Source organism: Mucilaginibacter mali, assembly GCF_013283875.1.
In the GTDB taxonomy this organism is placed as follows: Bacteria; Bacteroidota; Bacteroidia; order Sphingobacteriales; family Sphingobacteriaceae; genus Mucilaginibacter; species Mucilaginibacter mali.
The window spans coordinates 712,279-730,849 of record NZ_CP054139.1 but is presented as its reverse complement, the minus strand read 5'-3'; the positions used below and the strand labels follow the sequence as shown (position 1 = coordinate 730,849).

At 44.0% G+C, this 18,571-nt stretch carries 11 protein-coding genes; 5 read left to right on the top strand and 6 right to left on the bottom strand.

Annotated features, from left to right (window positions below; genetic code table 11):
- Window position 1: 1 nt before the first annotated feature.
- The 3 genes from HQ865_RS03175 (at window position 2) to HQ865_RS03165 (ending at window position 3,609) form a co-directional block, all read left to right on the top strand.
- A complete protein-coding gene (locus tag HQ865_RS03175) occupies window positions 2-619 on the top strand; it encodes a class I SAM-dependent methyltransferase (protein ID WP_173413500.1) in 618 nt (205 codons plus the stop codon).
- Between the two features lie 63 nt (window positions 620-682).
- Entirely contained in the window at window positions 683-1,861 is a 1,179-nt protein-coding gene (locus HQ865_RS03170; protein ID WP_173413499.1) for an AIR synthase related protein, read from the top strand.
- A gap of 212 nt (window positions 1,862-2,073) precedes the next feature.
- Window positions 2,074-3,609: an IS1182 family transposase gene (locus HQ865_RS03165; RefSeq protein ID WP_173412997.1), complete on the top strand. Its 1,536-nt coding sequence runs from the start codon at window positions 2,074-2,076 to the stop codon at window positions 3,607-3,609.
- 162 nt (window positions 3,610-3,771) lie between these two features.
- Here HQ865_RS03165 and HQ865_RS03160 read toward each other — a convergent pair whose 3' ends face one another.
- The 4 genes from HQ865_RS03160 to HQ865_RS03145 all read right to left on the bottom strand — a co-directional run bounded on the left by HQ865_RS03160 (window position 3,772) and on the right by HQ865_RS03145 (window position 11,820).
- Complete coding sequence (locus HQ865_RS03160; protein ID WP_173413498.1) at window positions 3,772-4,308, bottom strand: hypothetical protein; 537 nt, start codon at window positions 4,306-4,308, stop codon at window positions 3,772-3,774.
- A gap of 39 nt (window positions 4,309-4,347) precedes the next feature.
- Window positions 4,348-7,677, bottom strand: coding sequence for a TonB-dependent receptor (locus HQ865_RS03155; RefSeq protein ID WP_173413497.1), 3,330 nt, complete (start codon window positions 7,675-7,677; stop codon window positions 4,348-4,350).
- A gap of 292 nt (window positions 7,678-7,969) precedes the next feature.
- Complete coding sequence (locus tag HQ865_RS03150; RefSeq protein ID WP_173413496.1) at window positions 7,970-9,187, bottom strand: hypothetical protein; 1,218 nt, start codon at window positions 9,185-9,187, stop codon at window positions 7,970-7,972.
- 11 nt (window positions 9,188-9,198) lie between these two features.
- The gene (locus HQ865_RS03145) at window positions 9,199-11,820 is read right to left on the bottom strand and encodes a TonB-dependent receptor (RefSeq protein WP_173413495.1); all 2,622 of its coding nucleotides are present in this window, start codon (window positions 11,818-11,820) and stop codon (window positions 9,199-9,201) included.
- 263 nt (window positions 11,821-12,083) lie between these two features.
- Between HQ865_RS03145 and lpdA the strand changes: the two genes are divergently transcribed.
- Window positions 12,084-13,469 (top strand): dihydrolipoyl dehydrogenase, encoded by a 1,386-nt coding sequence (gene lpdA, locus HQ865_RS03140; RefSeq protein ID WP_173413494.1) that lies wholly within the window; start codon window positions 12,084-12,086, stop codon window positions 13,467-13,469.
- 197 nt (window positions 13,470-13,666) lie between these two features.
- Here lpdA and HQ865_RS03135 read toward each other — a convergent pair whose 3' ends face one another.
- On the bottom strand, window positions 13,667-15,202 hold the full coding sequence (locus tag HQ865_RS03135; protein ID WP_173413493.1) for an IS1182 family transposase: 1,536 nt from the start codon (window positions 15,200-15,202) through the stop codon (window positions 13,667-13,669).
- A gap of 333 nt (window positions 15,203-15,535) precedes the next feature.
- Here HQ865_RS03135 and HQ865_RS03130 point away from each other — a divergent pair, with 333 nt between their 5' ends.
- Window positions 15,536-17,578, top strand: a complete 2,043-nt coding sequence (locus tag HQ865_RS03130; protein ID WP_173413492.1) for a M13 family metallopeptidase — start codon at window positions 15,536-15,538, stop codon at window positions 17,576-17,578.
- Between the two features lie 188 nt (window positions 17,579-17,766).
- Here HQ865_RS03130 and HQ865_RS03125 read toward each other — a convergent pair whose 3' ends face one another.
- Complete coding sequence (locus HQ865_RS03125) at window positions 17,767-18,117, bottom strand: hypothetical protein (RefSeq protein ID WP_173413491.1); 351 nt, start codon at window positions 18,115-18,117, stop codon at window positions 17,767-17,769.
- Window positions 18,118-18,571 lie beyond the last annotated feature (454 nt).

Below are 18,571 nucleotides of genomic sequence, written 5' to 3'. Positions count from 1 at the left end.
ATTGCCCTCTAACTACGATAACGCCGCCTGGTTTTACGACCGCCTTTCGCGGGTGGTTTATGGCAAGGCGCTAATCCAAGCACAAACGCATTTTCTGCATACCATACCACAAAATTCAAATGTGCTGATAGCGGGAGGCGGCAGCGGGATGCTGCTGGAAGCAATTGCCCGGATACATCCATCCGGCCTGCAGATCGCCTACGTTGAATTATCTGAAAAAATGATGGCACTGGCTAAAAAGCGAAACACGGCGGGCAATAAGGTATCGTACATAAATCAACCTGTTGAAGATGCTGGTTTAACGCAGGAATTTGATGTAGTGATCTCGCCTTTTTTGCTGGATAGTTTATCACCTGTAAATTTTATAAAAGTATTTGCCGCTATGGATGCGTTGCTAAAACCCGGCTGCCTTTGGCTGAATACCGATTTCCAGCTTAACGGCAAATGGTGGCAGAAACCTTTACTTAAAAGCATGTATTTTTTCTTCAGGCTGCTAGGTTGTGTGGAGACGGCCGAGCTGCCTGATATGGCTGCATATTTCGCTGTGAAGGGCTACAACGAAATTGAAAGAAAGTTATTTTTTGGCGATTTCATCGCGGCAGGCGTTTATCGTAAATAAGGTGCCGCAAGCCTTTGTGTGCTTTATCATCAAATCTTACGTAACCGATACGTATATTTGCCCATGACTTCTTCGCAAAGGTACGATCAGCGGGGTGTATCCGCATCAAAAGATGATGTGCACAATGCCATCAAAAACATCGATAAGGGCATTTTCCCGCAAGCTTTCTGCAAAATTATTCCCGATATTTTAAGTAACGACCCGGAGTGGTGCAACATTATGCACGCCGATGGGGCTGGTACCAAATCATCCTTAGCCTACAGCTACTGGAAGCAAACCGGCGACCTTTCTGTATGGAGAGGTATAGCGCAGGACGCCGTGATCATGAACCTTGACGACCTGCTTTGCGTAGGCGCTACCGATAATATCCTTTTATCATCAACCATTGGCCGCAACAAAAACCTGATAACCGGAGAGGTAATAGCTGCCATCATCAACGGAACAGAGGAAGTACTGGCCGATCTTCGCGCGGCGGGCATTGGCATCTACTCAACCGGTGGCGAAACTGCTGATGTAGGCGATTTGGTGCGCACGGTGATCGTCGATTCGACCGTTACCTGCCGCATGCGCCGCGATGAGGTGATATCAAACCATACTATCCAACCCGGCGATGTCATCGTCGGCCTGGCATCATACGGACAAGCCACTTACGAGACCGAATACAACGGCGGCATGGGCTCTAACGGATTAACATCCGCCCGTCACGATGTATTTAACAAATCGGTAGCCAGCAGTTACCCCGAAAGTTTTGACCCTGCCGTTCCGCAGGATTTGGTATTCTCGGGCAGCAAGCAGTTAACGGATATGATAGATATCGGCAAGGGGCAAAGCATCACTGCCGGTAAACTGGTGCTATCCCCTACCCGCACCTATGCGCCTATCATCAAACAAATACTGGATAAATACCGCCCGCAGATACATGGCATGGTGCATTGCAGTGGCGGCGCGCAAACCAAGGTGCTACACTTTATCAATAACGTGCATGTAATAAAGGATAATCTTTTCCCTGTGCCACCGCTTTTTAAACTGATCCATGAAGAATCGGGCACCAGCTGGCAGGAAATGTACAAGGTATTTAATATGGGCCACCGCATGGAACTTTATGTGCCCGAATCCATTGCTACCGACCTGATCGCTATCTCAAAAAGCTTTAATGTAGACGCGCAGATTATCGGCCGGGTTGAGGCTGCCGAAAGCAAACAGGTAACTGTACGTTCGGAGTTTGGAGAGTTTGTGTATTAATTAAGGTTCGTCATCCTTTTATATAAACGGCCTGTTTGCAATGCAAACAGGCCGTTTACTTATGTACTATCCTTGTAAACAAAACGAGGCTGTATCATAAATCATGGTATGGCCTCTTTTTTATTTGTGCATAATTTATTGGAATAAAGAGGGGTATTTATTTGATATAATAATCTGATTTTCATATATTTATGTATCGAAAGTAGCGTAGTATGTCCTCTAAAAGACCTGTATTCAAGCCCTACCAGCAACGGCAGTTGATGGCTATTCCTCCAACACTTGACGAATTAGTTCCGGCATCGCACCCGGTGCGTGTAGTTAACGATGTGATCGACAGGCTCTATCTGGAACCATTGCTGAAAGCTTATCATATCCGCGGGAGTTCAAGCTATCACCCGCAAATGTTGTTAAAGGTGCTGGTATATGGGTATGTAACCAACACCTACTCCAGCCGAAAGCTGGCAGCAGCCTGCCGGGAAAGCGTTTACCTGATGTGGCTGAGTTCGATGAACTATCCTGATCATAATACGATCAACCGTTTCCGGGGCGTACGTTTGAAGCATGCGCTGCGTGATGTGTTCGAAGATGTGGTGAAACTTTTGGCAGAGGAAGGCCTGCTCAGTATTGAAGAAGTGAATACGGACGGGACAAAGATAGAGGCGAATGCAAACCGGTATACCTTTGTCTGGAAGAAAGCGATTCAGACCAATAAGGAAAAGATGAAAAAGCAGCTGTCAGAGATATGGGACTATGCCCAAAGCGTAGCAAAAGAAGAAGACAGGCTGCCTGATCCGCCTGACTTTACTGTTATTGACAGTGAAAAGGTCAATGCCGCAGTAGATAAACTCAATGAGAAGCTTTCCTCGCGTGAGGATGTTTCCAAACAGGTCAAAAGCAAGCTGCGGTATATCAGCAAACATTACCCGCAGGCCATTGCCCGCTATGAGCAGCAGGAAGCTCTGCTGGGTGAACGCAACAGCTATTCCAAGACCGATACGGATGCCACATTCATGCGGATGAAGGAAGACCACATGAAAAACGGCCAGTTAAAACCGGGGTATAATGTTCAGATATCCACATCCAACCAGTTCATTGTCAATTACACCATTCACTCCAACACCACAGACACCAATACATTAAGTGCTCATTTAGCGCAGCATGAAGTCAGCTTTGGCAAAGCACCGCAAGTGCTTACAGCCGATGCCGGATATGGCTCCGAGGAGAACTACACGCGGTTGGAACAAAAAGGAACAATCGCCTTTGTAAAGTATGGGATGTTCGATAAGGAACAAAATGAGAATCACAACAACAAGCACCCTTTTGCAGCAAATAAGCTTTTTTACAACCAGGAGAAAGATTGTTACATCTGCCCGATGGGCCAGCAAATGAATTTCATCGGAACAAGTAAAAGAAAAACAAGCACGGAGTTTGAACAAACGGTAAAAAGATACCAGGCAGTTAACTGCGCTAACTGTCCGCTGAACGGTATTTGCCATAAATCAAAAGGGAATCGGATCATTGAAATCAATGAAAACCTGAACCGCCTGAAACAAAAGGCGCACGAGCTGTTAAACAGTGAAGAAGGCATACAACGGCGAAAGAAACGCTGCTTTGATGTAGAACCTGTATTTGGTAATATTAAGCAGAACCATGGCTTTAAACGGTTTATGCTCCGCGGCAAGGAAAAAGTAGAAATAGAATGGGGTTTAGTTGCAATCGCACAAAATCTAAGGAAAAAAGCGGCTTAAATGAGTCGTTTTACCACTCAGGTTCGCCCAAGAAAGCTACCCCCTCCCCCTCAAAAAATTCCATAGAAACTCAATACCAAATTCAGCTATTAGGCTAAAAAAATAAAGACCGCATCATTTGATTTATGATACGGCCTCGTTCGTTTTTATGCTTAGCGGTTATTAGTTAACAGCTATCATTTTGCTAACGGTAAAGTTAGATACCTGGCCATCGCTTGTGCGGGCATAAGCCTTAAGGGTGTAAATTTTACCTGCTGTCAGTTTGTTCAGCTTAAGTAATATGGTACCATTGTATACCAATGTATTTGGGTATGTGGTGGTAGCATTAATAAACGATATAGTACCCTGTGTACCTACCGGGGTTGAAGCCGGAGTGGTGGCGGGGGTAGTTGAATCGAAACCAGACCATGAGTTAAAATGCACGGTTTGTACTAAAGTAGCAGCGGTTAAAGCCGTACTGGTAGTGTTATCGTAGATCTCAAGGTCGAACGCGCCGGGTGTTAATTTTGTTAAAGTAGCACCAAACGACAATTGTATAACACTTGAAGTACTGAACGGAGCAGTGCTTTGCAAACCAAGGCTGCTGAGCTGCACCGGTGGCAATTTAGCCTCGATACCTACAACGTCGGCCTTTTTTGTGCACGAGAAAGTACCGATGGCAAGTAAACCAATTAATACTGCGCTTATATATTTTTTCATTTTCATCTTTTTTAAATTTTTCAATTACCTTTTACCTGATTAGAAAATATACTTAGCACCAATTAATATGCTCCAGGTAGTAGCAGTTGTTGCATCCTGGAAAGGTGTATTAACCAGTTTACCATTCAGCTGCCTTACGTTGTAAGTAGGCAGGCCGGTGGTAGCATCAATAGCTGTTGTAAGCGGAGTTGTAGTGGTTACAATCTTTTGGATACCCCAGTATTTGTTAAGCAAGTTAGGTAAGTTTTGAACTACGGCGCTAAACTGTAAAGTGTGTTTGTGATTGTTGCCTGTATTGATGTAAAAATCTTGCAGGATGTTCAGATCAACACGGGTATACCATGGCAGGAATGCAGCATTCCTGTCGGCAAACTCGCCCCTGTGTTTACGCAGGTAAGGGCTGTTGTTAATAAACTGCTCTAAAGCGGCTTGCTGTTGTTGTACAGTATAAGTATAAGTTACACCGTTTACAGTAGCAGTGTACTGAGTAATGTTCAACTCGCTTGCCCTTTTTGGGATATACATCAGGTCAGACGCGTTACCATCGCCGTTGATATCAGTACCGTAAGTATAGCTAAGCGGAGTAGTGCTTGGCGTAGTACTACCAGCCTGGCCTTGTAAAAATAAACCAATAGTAGTAGCAGCGTGGTTCAGATAGTTAAATTTATAGCTGGCGTTAGCTACTATACGGTGAGGTACATAATAGCTTGAGTTGCGCAGTTCAACATCATTTGATGTACCTACGTTAAAGTTACTTTGCCATACCGAAGTAGCAGTTGAACCAACGTTTGGCGTAACCTCTTTAGACACAGTGTAAGTATAAGCTAAACTTGCGCTCAAGCCGTTATTAAACGATTTGTTTAACTGACCGGTAAACGCTGCTGAATAACCTTTGTTAGTATTTTCAAGAATGATCACCGAGCTTAAGCTTGGGTAAATAGCCCTGTCTATAGCTTGTACGGCATTGTTAGTACCTGTACCCACGTAACGTACACGTGTCAGGTCACCTTCATTAATAGTGCCGGTTGGCGCTTTAAGGTTGGCGTTACGTACTTTGGTAGCGTTGATATCTTTAGTATACAAGGCCTCGAAGTTAGCCGACCAGCCATTGCCCAGGTTTTTCTCGGCAGCAAAATCGGTACGGAATACCTGCGGGAATTTGTAGTTAGGATCTAACAAAGCTGTATTTGGCTGGATAGCGGTACCTGCTGTTTGCGGGAATAATGAAGCATATGCAGCCGGATCGGCGTTAAATTTAATAGTAGCTAACTGAGCGGCTGTAGCTATACCACCAAACTGGTACATACCGCTGTTGCTTGGCGCGTTGGTTAACGATACATACGGGATACGACCGGTGAAGATACCGATACCACCGCGTAATACTAACGAGTTATCGTCAAGCATGCTTAAACGGAAACCGATACGTGGAGAGAAGATAAACCTTGTTTTAGGGAATTTACCACCATTGTATGATTTTAAGTTACCGTTCTGATCTGGCAACAATAAAGCAGTTACCTGAGGGTTTTCAACCGGATCTTCCAGGTATTGTGGTTTATCAACACGGATACCGTAGGTTAATTTAAAGTTAGGGTTTACGTTGTATTCGTCTTGCACGTAAGCGCTTATCTGGCCAATTTTCAGGTTAGCCGAAAACACTTTGCTTACACCCGGTAATAACGAGTAAGTATAAGAGTAATAGATAGGGGCCTTATCAGTCAGGAAATCATCCAGCGAATTGTAGATGTAATGGCTGTTTGAGCCAGGCATAAACGCATTACCTACCTTTTGGAATTCGTAGTTGATACCTGCGGTAAGTGTGTGCTTGCCGGCGTAGTAGGTAAAGTTATCTGTTAAGCTGGTAGAGTTATCAATAACCTCGTTGTTATTGGTAAACGGATCCATACCGGCAGTAATGTAGTTACTGTTGGCGCCATTGAAAATATCGATGGTTGGGAATACAGAACCATTAAAAGTACGCGGGTTATCGTAACGTTTAAAAGCTACTAACAACTGGTTGCTCATGCTTGAGTTAAAACGGGTGTTCAACTCGGCAGTACCGGTAGTTACCAGATTTTTAAAGCCATAGTTAGAGTTTTGGAACGCGATAGATTGCGCGCTGTAACGGCCGTTTGGCAGGTTGGTACGGCTTGATGCCGCAACACCGGTAGTAGCATTGAACGAAGTAAACGAACCACCGTTAGCAATTGAAGTAGAGTTTACAGGCTGATCGCTGGTAGCGTTCAGGTAGCTGTATTTAACGGTCAGTTTGTTTTTGTCGTTGATGTTCCAGTCTAATTTAGCCAGGAACTTCTTGTTTTTTGGCTGAAATGCGGGGAAGTTATCAAAGCCTCCGGTTTCATAACCTTTACCGGCTAAGTACTTTTGCACGTTGGTTAACTCGGTAACAGTTGCAGGGGTAACCTGGCCTGTACCCGAACCGCCGGTTGGCGAATAAGCAATACCAGGAGTGGTTGATTTCTCCTGCTCGTAGTTACCAAAGAAGAATAATTTGTTTTTAATGATAGGGCCACCTATGGTAAAACCATAAGTATTGGTTTTTGATTTAGCTACGTTATTACCGATGTAATTATCGCCAATGTAGTTACCATTGAAAGATTGATCTTTATAGTAAGTGTAAGCCGAACCATGGAAGGTGTTGGTACCGCTTTTGGTTGTAGCGTAAATACCGGCACCGGTAAAGCCAGCCTGCCTAACGTCGAAGGGGGCGATGTTTACCGAGATCTCATCATAAGCTTCGATAGAGATTGGCTGGGCGCCACCACCAGGCAGCGGATCTTGCGATGTGCCAAAGGTGTTGTTCAGGTTGGCACCGTCAACAGTGGTGTTGTTTAAACGGTTGTCGCGACCTGCAAAGCTAGTACCAGTTGATTGTGGTGTTAAACGGGTGAAATCAACAATGCTACGGTTGATAGTAGGCAATGCGGCAATTTGCGCCCTGTTAATGTTGGTACTTGCACCAAGTTTACCGTTATTAATTACCTTGGTAGATGTTACCTTCACCTCTTTCAGGTCGATACCTGTTTCGGCTAATACGGTGTTCAAAATAAAGGTTTGGCCTAATTGCAGGATAATACCTTCGTAAGCGTTAGGTTTATAACCTATAAAACTGATCTCAACCTTGTACGGGCCGCCAATACGCATACCGGGGATCGTATACAGGCCATTGGCGTTGGTAGATGTTGAGTAAACCGTTCCTGAAGGAACGTGGGTTGCCTTTACGGTAGCACCAGGCAGGGTTGTACCCTTAGCATCCTTGATGGTACCAGACAAACTACTGGTTGTAACCTGTGCAAAGGTTGCAACGGTAGTAAAAAGAGCAATGATTAGAAAAAGTAAATGCTTCCTCATACTTGTTTGGGGTTTTTGTTTAAATTTTGTTACAAAGATAGGTAATAGGGCAATACTCCATGTTAAGATATTGTTAACATGCTCTCGTATCTTACAACCTATTGCTCATAACTTAACATTATAACGAAACAAAATTTGCTTTATCCCTAATCACAGAGAACAAAATGAAATATTTAGGCGCAAAAGCTTATTAAAACATCACATTATTTTGCGGCGTTCAAAAAAAATCCCCGTCATTTTTTCCAAATGACGGGGATTGATTTACAATTAAATGATATTTATTGCCTAATAGTTATGGTTTATATACAAACGTAGTGCCATCGTACACAAATTTCTTGGTAGCATTAAATGTAGAGCCATTGTAAGCTACATATGTAATGTTATATACCTGGTTAAGTTCTGGCTTAGTGAAATTTTTGGCCATGATCAAAATAAGCGAGGCATTCACTTGCGCATCCGTCCAGCCTGTAGTTGGCGAAACCGGCACGCTAACGTTATAATCGCCAAACTGGGCTACGTTATCCAACGCGGTTTGTATGTTAACTGTGGTCGGCATTGTTTTAATATACTGATAATCGGCAGTGGTTAATTTATAGTTCACTGTATTATCGGCAACCCAGCCGGTAGTTGTTTTTACAAATGATAACGTTACAGGGATAGGCGCGGTGGTCCAGTTGGTACCATCAAACATTAATGGCAATACCCTTTGATAAGAAACAGTAGCGCTTGTTTGATATTTGTAGTTAACATAAATTACGTTACCAACCTTTGCAGACGCGAAAGTAGTTGCATCTGCCTTAAGGAAATTATTGAAATAAGTTGGCAGGTTGGCAGCATCAGATGAAACAAACGCGTTATTGTTGCCGCGATTAACAGAAGCATACTGCGCGTTGCTCACACGGTATATCTTTTGCCAGTCGTTAGCAGCAGTATACAGGAAGGCATCGGTTTGCAACGTACCTGAAGATGCGGTAACATTCGATTCGAAATACAGGTAGGTTAACACGCGTAACGAGTTCTCGGCAGGTGGGGTTTGATTTTTATACCTCAGCCAATTGATAACGGCAGTAGCAGAAAGGTCATCAAAGTTGTTAGCCGAAATGGAAAGGCCATTATAAGTAAACGCTGTCCATCTGTAATCGCTTGTTGGCGTTGTTTGTAAGGTTATGGCGGTGGTAGCTAAGGTCGAATCGGCCAGCTTTATAGTTACCGGGATCGAATTGTAAGTAACCGAAACTGTCGTTTTTACAGGATAAGTAGCAAACCTTGATGCCAGTATGGTTGGTATCTGGGCTTTTGCTGTATCTGCACTTTTAAAATACAGCGAGGTATATGCGCCCGCGCCTTTGTTTAAAAGCTTATACTCGGCAGATGTCAGTGTGTATGGCATAGTTGGCGCGGCCGGCCCTGGTACATCGCCTAATGTATCATAAGTTTTGTTCAACGGTTTACAGGCAGTAAATGCTGCAACAGCGCTTACAAATGCTACGAAATAATATATTCTTTTCATATCAGTAATTCTTAAAATTTAATTTTCAGGGTTGTCATATAGTACCTGTTGGCACCATACCATACATTCATCCGGTTCAACTGCGCTACAGGCGAATCGGCTATTACTCCGCCAACGGCTCCCGGTATGCCGGTGTCATAGGCGTCTGCGATGTACTGTGTATTAAGCACGTTATAAACATTGCCAATAAATGAAGCATCCAAACCTGCAAATTTAAAGCGGAATACCAAGTTCATGTTCAGTGTGCCGTAGTCGGGGATATTATATACACTATAACCTGTCGCTGTAATCTTTGTAGGATCGTATGAGCCGTAGTAACGGGCGTAGTAAGTATAATTACCACCTATTTTTACCTTTGGCAATACGGTAATATCCGCGCCAAACGCAGCCGTAGTTTGCGCGCCGGTAGCATTCGAACCAAACTCACCAATTTTAAGGTCTTTCAGCAATAACGAAGGCTGGGTAGTTGTGCTGGAACCTGGCGCATCGCTTGTAATTTGTACTGCGCCTGTATTTGACAGGTAGTGGAAATCGCCAACAGAGAAACTACCGCTGAAAGTAACATCTTTCGACGGACGGAACTTACCTTCAAATTCGATACCCTGGTGTAACTCGTTGATGCCTGAAATGTTTGCCACTGCTATAGTGCCATCATTATTGGGGTTGGGGTTGGAAGTAATCTTAGCCCTGTCTTTATAAGTTGAGCGGTACAGGTTCACGTTAGCGCTGAACATCGGGCTCACATAACCATAACCTAATTCATAGCTCATTAACTTTTCAGGTTTTGCAGATGGGTTAACATCATTCTGTTTGTTAAGGAAAATAGTAGCTACCAGTGGCGACCTTACCAGGTAACCAACGTTAGCATAAACGTTGTTGTGCGCATCCAGGTTATAATTGGCGCCGCCTTTTGCCTGGTAACCTAAAAAGTTTATCCATTTGGAAGTACGGTTTGGATCGCTTGCAAGGTAGTTAAAGTAATCTGTCCTTCTGTTACCGGTATTTGTACCCGCTACGGCAACAAATGCCGATAAATTATTTTTAGTGTATTCCGATTGCAGGTAAATGCCTTCAGAAGCTGTCTCTAACAAGTAATCGTTATTGAATTTATCGCCTTCAACTACCTGTTTGTTTGGGTTATTGATATCGCCGGAAGGGCTGGTCCTGCTGTTGTTGCGGGTATCGATAATGTACGAACCGCCTAACAAATCATGTACCTTGTAAAAGTGTTCGCCCCTATAGTAACGCAGGTCTAAACCGCCAACTATGTTAACATAATTGCCAATTTTTTTATTCAATGTGCTTAATATGCCATACTGCTGATGATCGTTCTCTACATCCTGGAAATAGTTTTTAGATGAACCATCCGCATTGGCCAAATTGTTTTTGCTGATAGCGTTGAAATCGATAGGAGAATATTGGTTTCCTATTCTCGGTACACCGGTCAGCGAGTTTACATATCTTGCCGCGCCCGCGCCATAAGTTGCATAAGCAACGGTAGCTAACGAAGTAGTAGGGTTAATTTGCCAGTCGTGGTTGATAGATGCTAATGGTTTATTGTAGAAGTTTTGCTCGGCGCTTAACAACTGGCCACCGTAGTAACCATAGTCTGTATTAAACCTGGTACCTTCCATACGGTAAGTATTGATGGTATTGTAAGTATAACGCTGCGCATGGCTTTGTGCTGCACCCAGGAAGTTAAATGATAGCGATTGTGTTTTACTTAACACCTTAGATATGTTAAGAAAGTAGCTATAGCCAGTATAATATAAAGCTTCGCCGCCTGGTGATGTACCTGTGCTTTTAGACAACAGGAATGATGAAGACCATCCTTTATCACTTAAACCGGTCGAATAGGAAACTACGGTCTTTAGCTGGTCATAACTACCAATAGATTGCGCTACAGAACCACCGGTTTGGGTTTGTGTACCCATGGTGGTGATATTAATGGTACCACCAAGCGAAGGAACAGGGATCTTAGAAGCGCCTAAACCGCGCTGTACCTGCATTGAAGTGGTAACATCCGACAAGCCTGCCCAGTCGTTCCAGTAAATTTTACCGGCCTCCACATCATTAACAGGGATACCGTTTATTAACAAAGCCACGTTGTTACTGCTAAAACCACGTATATTGATACGTGAATCGCCGTAGCCGCCGCCAGAACGTGATACAGTTACGCCTGGCGTCTCCTGTAAAAGCTCGGGGAACTCCGCACCCGCACCTTTTTCTTCGATATACTGGGCATTAACTGCCGATACCGCGATAGGGGTTTGCCTGCCAATAGCTATAGATTGCGTACCGGTAATCACAACCTCCTTCATCGCAGCCGAAGACTGATCTAGTGTTATTGTACCCAGTGCCTTGCCCGAAGCTTCAATCTCTTTAGTTACATAACCAATATAGCTTAACACCAGTGTAGTACTGCCATCAGCCGGTACGCTGATCTTAAAGGAACCGTCCAGCGCAACTGAAGTTGCTTTAGTAGTGCCTTTAATGTTAACGGTTGCGCCAATAAGCGGCTCTTTTGTCTGTGCATCAAGTAATTTACCTGTTACTACCTTAGTGCCTTGCGCTAAGGTAAAACCCGTAATACTAAAAACTGCAAGAAATAAAATGAGTAAATGCTTCCTCATGTTTTTGTCTGTTTTAATTATTAAAAATGTTTTTACAGACAAATGTAAGTAAACAGTTAAATGGCATTGTTAACTAATTATTAACAAGCATATCTTTTATTAACGCTACCTACATATTTGTCATATTGTAACAAGAAACTTGCGTAAGCATTAAATGCCATCCACCTGCAATATCTTAAGGGCACAACTAATACTAATTTTTCATTCCGTGGTTTTTTTATAGCTTTGGCTCAAATTCAAAAAAGCATATTTATACCAATACTATGGATTACGATGTAATTGTTATAGGGTCGGGCCCGGGCGGATATGTTGCTGCCATACGCGCTTCCCAACTGGGTTTAAAAACCGCGATAGTTGAAAAAGAATCGCTTGGCGGTATTTGCCTTAACTGGGGTTGTATCCCAACCAAAGCGCTGTTAAAAAGCGCCCAGGTATTTGAATATCTAAACCATGCTGCCGATTACGGCATTAAGGTTAACGGCGGCGAAATTGATTTTGAAGCCGTAGTAAAAAGGAGCCGCGGCGTAGCCGACGGTATGAGCAAGGGTGTTCAGTTCCTGATGAAGAAGAATAAAATTGATGTTTTGGTAGGTTTCGGTAAGCTTAAAGGCAAAGGCCAGGTTGAAGTTAGCAACGAAGGCACTGCCAAAGTTTATACCGCCAAACATATTATATTAGCTACCGGCGGCCGCAGTCGCGAATTGCCAAACCTTAAACAGGACGGCAAAAAGGTGATCGGTTACCGCCAGGCCATGGTATTGCCTAAACAGCCAAAATCAATGGTTGTAGTAGGTTCGGGCGCTATCGGTATCGAGTTTGCTTATTTCTACAATTCTATCGGTACAAAAGTTACCGTGGTTGAGTTTATGGATAACATCGTTCCGCTTGAGGACGAAGAGATCTCGAAACAGCTGGGCCGTATCCTGAAAAAACAGGGCATGAATATCATGACCAGTTCTACAGTTGAATCGGTTGATACCAGCGGCGAGCTGTGCAAGGTAAGCGTTAAAACAGCCACCGGCGTTGAAGTACTGGAAGCCGAGATCGTACTATCCGCTGTAGGTATCGCAACCAACTTAGAAGGCATTGGCCTTGAAGAAACTGGTGTGAAGACCGACAAGGGCAAAGTATTGGTTGATGACTACTACCGCACCAACGTTGAAGGCGTTTACGCCATCGGCGATATTGTTAAAGGCCAGGCTTTAGCTCACGTAGCATCAGCCGAAGCTATTACCTGTGTTGAAAAGATCGCGGGGCATCACCCGGAGCCGATCAACTACAACAACATCCCGGGCTGTACTTATTGCCTGCCAGAGATCGCATCGGTAGGTTATACCGAAAAAGCAGCTAAAGAAGCCGGTTACGAGATTAAAATTGGTAAGTTCCCGTTCTCGGCATCGGGCAAAGCCAGCGCCGCTGGTGCCAAAGATGGTTTTGTTAAAGTGATCTTCGATGCCAAATACGGCGAGTTCCTTGGCGCGCATATGCTGGGCCACAACGTAACCGAAATGATTGCCGAAGTAGTTGCCGCCCGCAAGCTGGAAACTACCGGCCACGAGATCATCAAAACCGTACACCCGCACCCAACCATGAGCGAGGCCCTGATGGAAGCCGCCGCTGATGCGTACGGCGAGTGTATACACTTGTAGTTGGAGATTAATGATTGGCCTAATCAGAGGTTAGGCTGATCTTTAAATATTATACTGTAGAGGCCGTATCATAAATCAAATGATGCGGTCTTTATTTTTTTAGCCTAATAGCTGAATTTGGTATTGAGTTTCTATGGAATTTTTTGAGGGGGAGGGGGTAGCTTTCTTGGGCGAACCTGAGTGGTAAAACGACTCATTTAAGCCGCTTTTTTCCTTAGATTTTGTGCGATTGCAACTAAACCCCATTCTATTTCTACTTTTTCCTTGCCGCGGAGCATAAACCGTTTAAAGCCATGGTTCTGCTTAATATTACCAAATACAGGTTCTACATCAAAGCAGCGTTTCTTTCGCCGTTGTATGCCTTCTTCACTGTTTAACAGCTCGTGCGCCTTTTGTTTCAGGCGGTTCAGGTTTTCATTGATTTCAATGATCCGATTCCCTTTTGATTTATGGCAAATACCGTTCAGCGGACAGTTAGCGCAGTTAACTGCCTGGTATCTTTTTACCGTTTGTTCAAACTCCGTGCTTGTTTTTCTTTTACTTGTTCCGATGAAATTCATTTGCTGGCCCATCGGGCAGATGTAACAATCTTTCTCCTGGTTGTAAAAAAGCTTATTTGCTGCAAAAGGGTGCTTGTTGTTGTGATTCTCATTTTGTTCCTTATCGAACATCCCATACTTTACAAAGGCGATTGTTCCTTTTTGTTCCAACCGCGTGTAGTTCTCCTCGGAGCCATATCCGGCATCGGCTGTAAGCACTTGCGGTGCTTTGCCAAAGCTGACTTCATGCTGCGCTAAATGAGCACTTAATGTATTGGTGTCTGTGGTGTTGGAGTGAATGGTGTAATTGACAATGAACTGGTTGGATGTGGATATCTGAACATTATACCCCGGTTTTAACTGGCCGTTTTTCATGTGGTCTTCCTTCATCCGCATGAATGTGGCATCCGTATCGGTCTTGGAATAGCTGTTGCGTTCACCCAGCAGAGCTTCCTGCTGCCCATAGCGGGCAATGGCCTGCGGGTAATGTTTGCTGATATACCGCAGCTTGCTTTTGACCTGTTTGGAAACATCCTCACGCGAGGAAAGCTTCTCATTGAGTTTATCTACTGCGGCATTGACCTTTTCACTGTCAATAACAGTAAAGTCAGGCGGATCAGGCAGCCTGTCTTCTTCTTTTGCTACGCTTTGGGCATAGTCCCATATCTCTGACAGCTGCTTTTTCATCTTTTCCTTATTGGTCTGAATCGCTTTCTTCCAGACAAAGGTATACCGGTTTGCATTCGCCTCTATCTTTGTCCCGTCCGTATTCACTTCTTCAATACTGAGCAGGCCTTCCTCTGCCAAAAGTTTCACCACATCTTCGAACACATCACGCAGCGCATGCTTCAAACGTACGCCCCGGAAACGGTTGATCGTATTATGATCAGGATAGTTCATCGAACTCAGCCACATCAGGTAAACGCTTTCCCGGCAGGCTGCTGCCAGCTTTCGGCTGGAGTAGGTGTTGGTTACATACCCATATACCAGCACCTTTAACAACATTTGCGGGTGATAGCTTGAACTCCCGCGGATATGATAAGCTTTCAGCAATGGTTCCAGATAGAGCCTGTCGATCACATCGTTAACTACACGCACCGGGTGCGATGCCGGAACTAATTCGTCAAGTGTCGGAGGAATAGCCATCAACTGCCGTTGCTGGTAGGGCTTGAATACAGGTCTTTTAGAGGACATACTACGCTACTTTCGATACATAAATATATGAAAATCAGATTATTATATCAAATAAATACCCCTCTTTATTCCAATAAATTATGCACAAATAAAAAAGAGGCCATACCATGATTTATGATACAGCCTCTTTTTTATTGTCTGAACCTTGATTAAACGGATTTATAGGATAACAAGATTTTTAACAATCCTGGCATCGGGTTAATCTGTTTAATCAAGGTTCAGACAACAATCATTGATATATCAGAAATAATACACTGCATACAAGCCCAAACCACTTGCAGCGGATGCCATAAAAACATTAGCTTTACTTTTTAAAGAATTACCTGATCGATTATGGAATTAAAATCTTTACTAACTATTAGCAGCCTGTGCCTGGCCACAACCGCGGCGCTGGCCCAGCACGATTCGCCTAAATCTATTGCGGGCAAATACATCGTGGAGAAGAATATGGATAAAACCGTGCCTCCCGGTAACGACTTTTACCAATATGCCAATGGCAACTGGATAAAGGATAATCCGATCCCCGCTAAAGAAACCCGCTGGGGTACCTTCAACATCCTGCGCGACGAGAATAACAAAAAAGTGCAAAGCATTTTGGTTGATGCCGGAAAACCGGGACAAAAGCCGGGCAGCGCCAAACAACGCGTGGGCGACCTTTACGCCAGCGCTATGGATAGCATGTCTATCGAGAAGCGCGGTTACGCCCCTATCCGCGCCGATCTGGAACGCATTGGCCAGATCAAAACTCCTGCGGGTATTATCAACGAAGTAAATTACGAGCGTGTGAATGGCTTACAGGCCGGCCTGTTTAGCGTTGGCGTAGGTACCGATTCAAAGCACCCCGATACTTATATTGTTAACGCGGGCGCTGGCGGCACAAGCTTGCCCGACCGTGATAACTACCTGAAGAACGATCCGCGCAGCCTGAAAATACAAGCAGCTTACAAAAAGTATATCGCCGATATTTTTATGCTGACCGGTACCAGCGAAGTTGAGGCTAAAAAAGATGCCGAAACCATCTTCGCTATCGAAAAGCAAATGGCCATGTCGCAAAAAAGCCGTGTGCAAATGCGCGACCCTAACGGCAATTACAACAAAGTAAATATCGACGACTTCAGCAAAAACTTCACCCACTTTAATTTCAGGGAGATACTGGCCGCATCTAAAATAACCGGGCAGGACAGTATGCTGGTATCGCAGCCTAAAATGGTAAAGTGTGTTGATAGCTTGCTGAGCGCAGTACCGGTAAGCGACTGGCAGGTGTACCTGAAATGGCATTTACTTCGTGGCGCGTCTGGCTCGTTAAGCTCGCCATTTGTAAAAGCCAGCTTTGCTTATAACAGCGCGCTGAGCGGCCAGCAGGTGCAAACTCCGCGTAAAGAGCGCATGGCCAGCCTGGTTGATGGCAGCCTGCCCGATTTGCTGGGCCAGCTTTATGTAGAAAAATACTTCCCGCAGGCAGCTAAAACTTATATGGTAAACCTGGTGAATAACCTGAAGATAGCTTTAGGCGAACGCATACAAGGCCTTGACTGGATGAGCGCTGAAACTAAAGCCCGCGCCCTGAAGAAACTGGCTAACTTTTCGGTTAAGATAGCTTATCCTGATAAATGGCAAACCTACGATGGCCTTACCATTAACAAAAACGATTACTATGGTAACCTGCGCCGCATTGCCATGTACCGTTATAACGAAAGCATTGGCCACTTAGGCAAACCTGTTGACAAAACACGCATGGGGATGACCCCACCTACGGTAAATGCTTCATACAGCCCTAACCGCAACGAGATCACCTTCCCGGCCGGCATCCTGCAGCCGCCATTTTTTGATTTTGATGCCGATGATGCGATGAACTATGGCGGCATAGGTGCCGTTATCGGCCACGAAATGACCCACGGTTTTGACGACCAGGGCCGCCAGTACGATTTTGACGGCGCCCTGCGCGACTGGTGGACCAAAGACGATGCTGCCAAGTTTACCGCCCGTGCCAATAAAGTAGTTGAACAATACAACGCTTTCACTATTTTAGATAGTATCCATGTTAACGGGGCGCTTACTCAAGGAGAAAACATTGCCGACCTTGGTGGTTTGAACGTGGCTTACGCCGCTTTCAAAAAAACCAAAGAAGGCCAGAGCAATACCAAGATAGACGGCTTTACACCAGATCAGCGCTTCTTTATGTCGTGGGCGCAGGTATGGCGCGGTTCGCAACGCCCCGAGGCTGCCCAAACCGCCATCCAAACCGATCCACACTCGCCTGCACAAGCGCGTGGTAACTTGCCGTTGACCAATATTGATGCCTGGTACAATGCCTTTGATATTAAACCTACCAACAAGCTTTACAAAAAGCCGGAGGATAGGATTAGGATTTGGTAAATGAATAGTCCGGAAGTCGGTGAAGACCGGAAGTCCGGAAGATATAAAAGCGCAGCGCCCCGAAAACGAATGTTTTCGGGGCGCTGCGCTTTTACCAGTTTGTCATTGAGCCAGGTCGGGCCTGAGCGAAAGCGCGACGCGGCGATCTCGTAAGATAGTTAGCGAGTTTATTAAAAAGATCTAAAAGATTAATTCCATCTATTTAATGAATAAGTTATGTAATAATGTATTGCCGTAAAACATTTATTAAAATTCCCTTTTATTAATCCGCCAAAAAAAGAATGTGTTGGAGCATGATTGTAATCAGTCATCACATTTTTTTTCAAGATCAACCTTTCGTAAATATATAATTTTTCACGTAGTAGGTTAAGGCATCTTTCAACATCACCAACACTAAAAGGGTTATCTATAATAATATAAATTAAATCACCGATATATGTGATAACAATATGTAAATTCCCATTTTCATATTTGCCCTTAATGGCATGACAGTTATCACAAGCATCTGTTGTGATAATTACTTTTATTTGTTTATGCATATAATTCAATTATTTTAAAAAGAAAAGACTGATGATAACAGAAGTAGTATGAGTCATACTTCTTTAAACATCAAGTAAGAAGACTTATAATTGAATAGAATAAATGATTTTATATCAAACAAACTGATAAAAACACACAATAGTAATAGGAACACTCATGGTGTTAAGAATTTGCTAATTTGGAAAGTCCGAAACAGCTTCAACAGTATTAAAAATAGCAGTAAAAACTCAATTAACTCCGGCAATTTTAGTATGTAAACTGGTCGGTTGACTTAAACTACGAATTAATTTTTGTACCCCCAATATTATTTTATAAATCCTATAATTGGCCTTTTCCGTCCTCGCACTTTCGGAGAACAGCCCGAGTTTGAGCAAGCGATACGCGGCAATTTTGCGGTTTGAGTGTCACACTACGAGATTGCCGCGCTATCGCTCGCAATGACAAGTAGTTTTA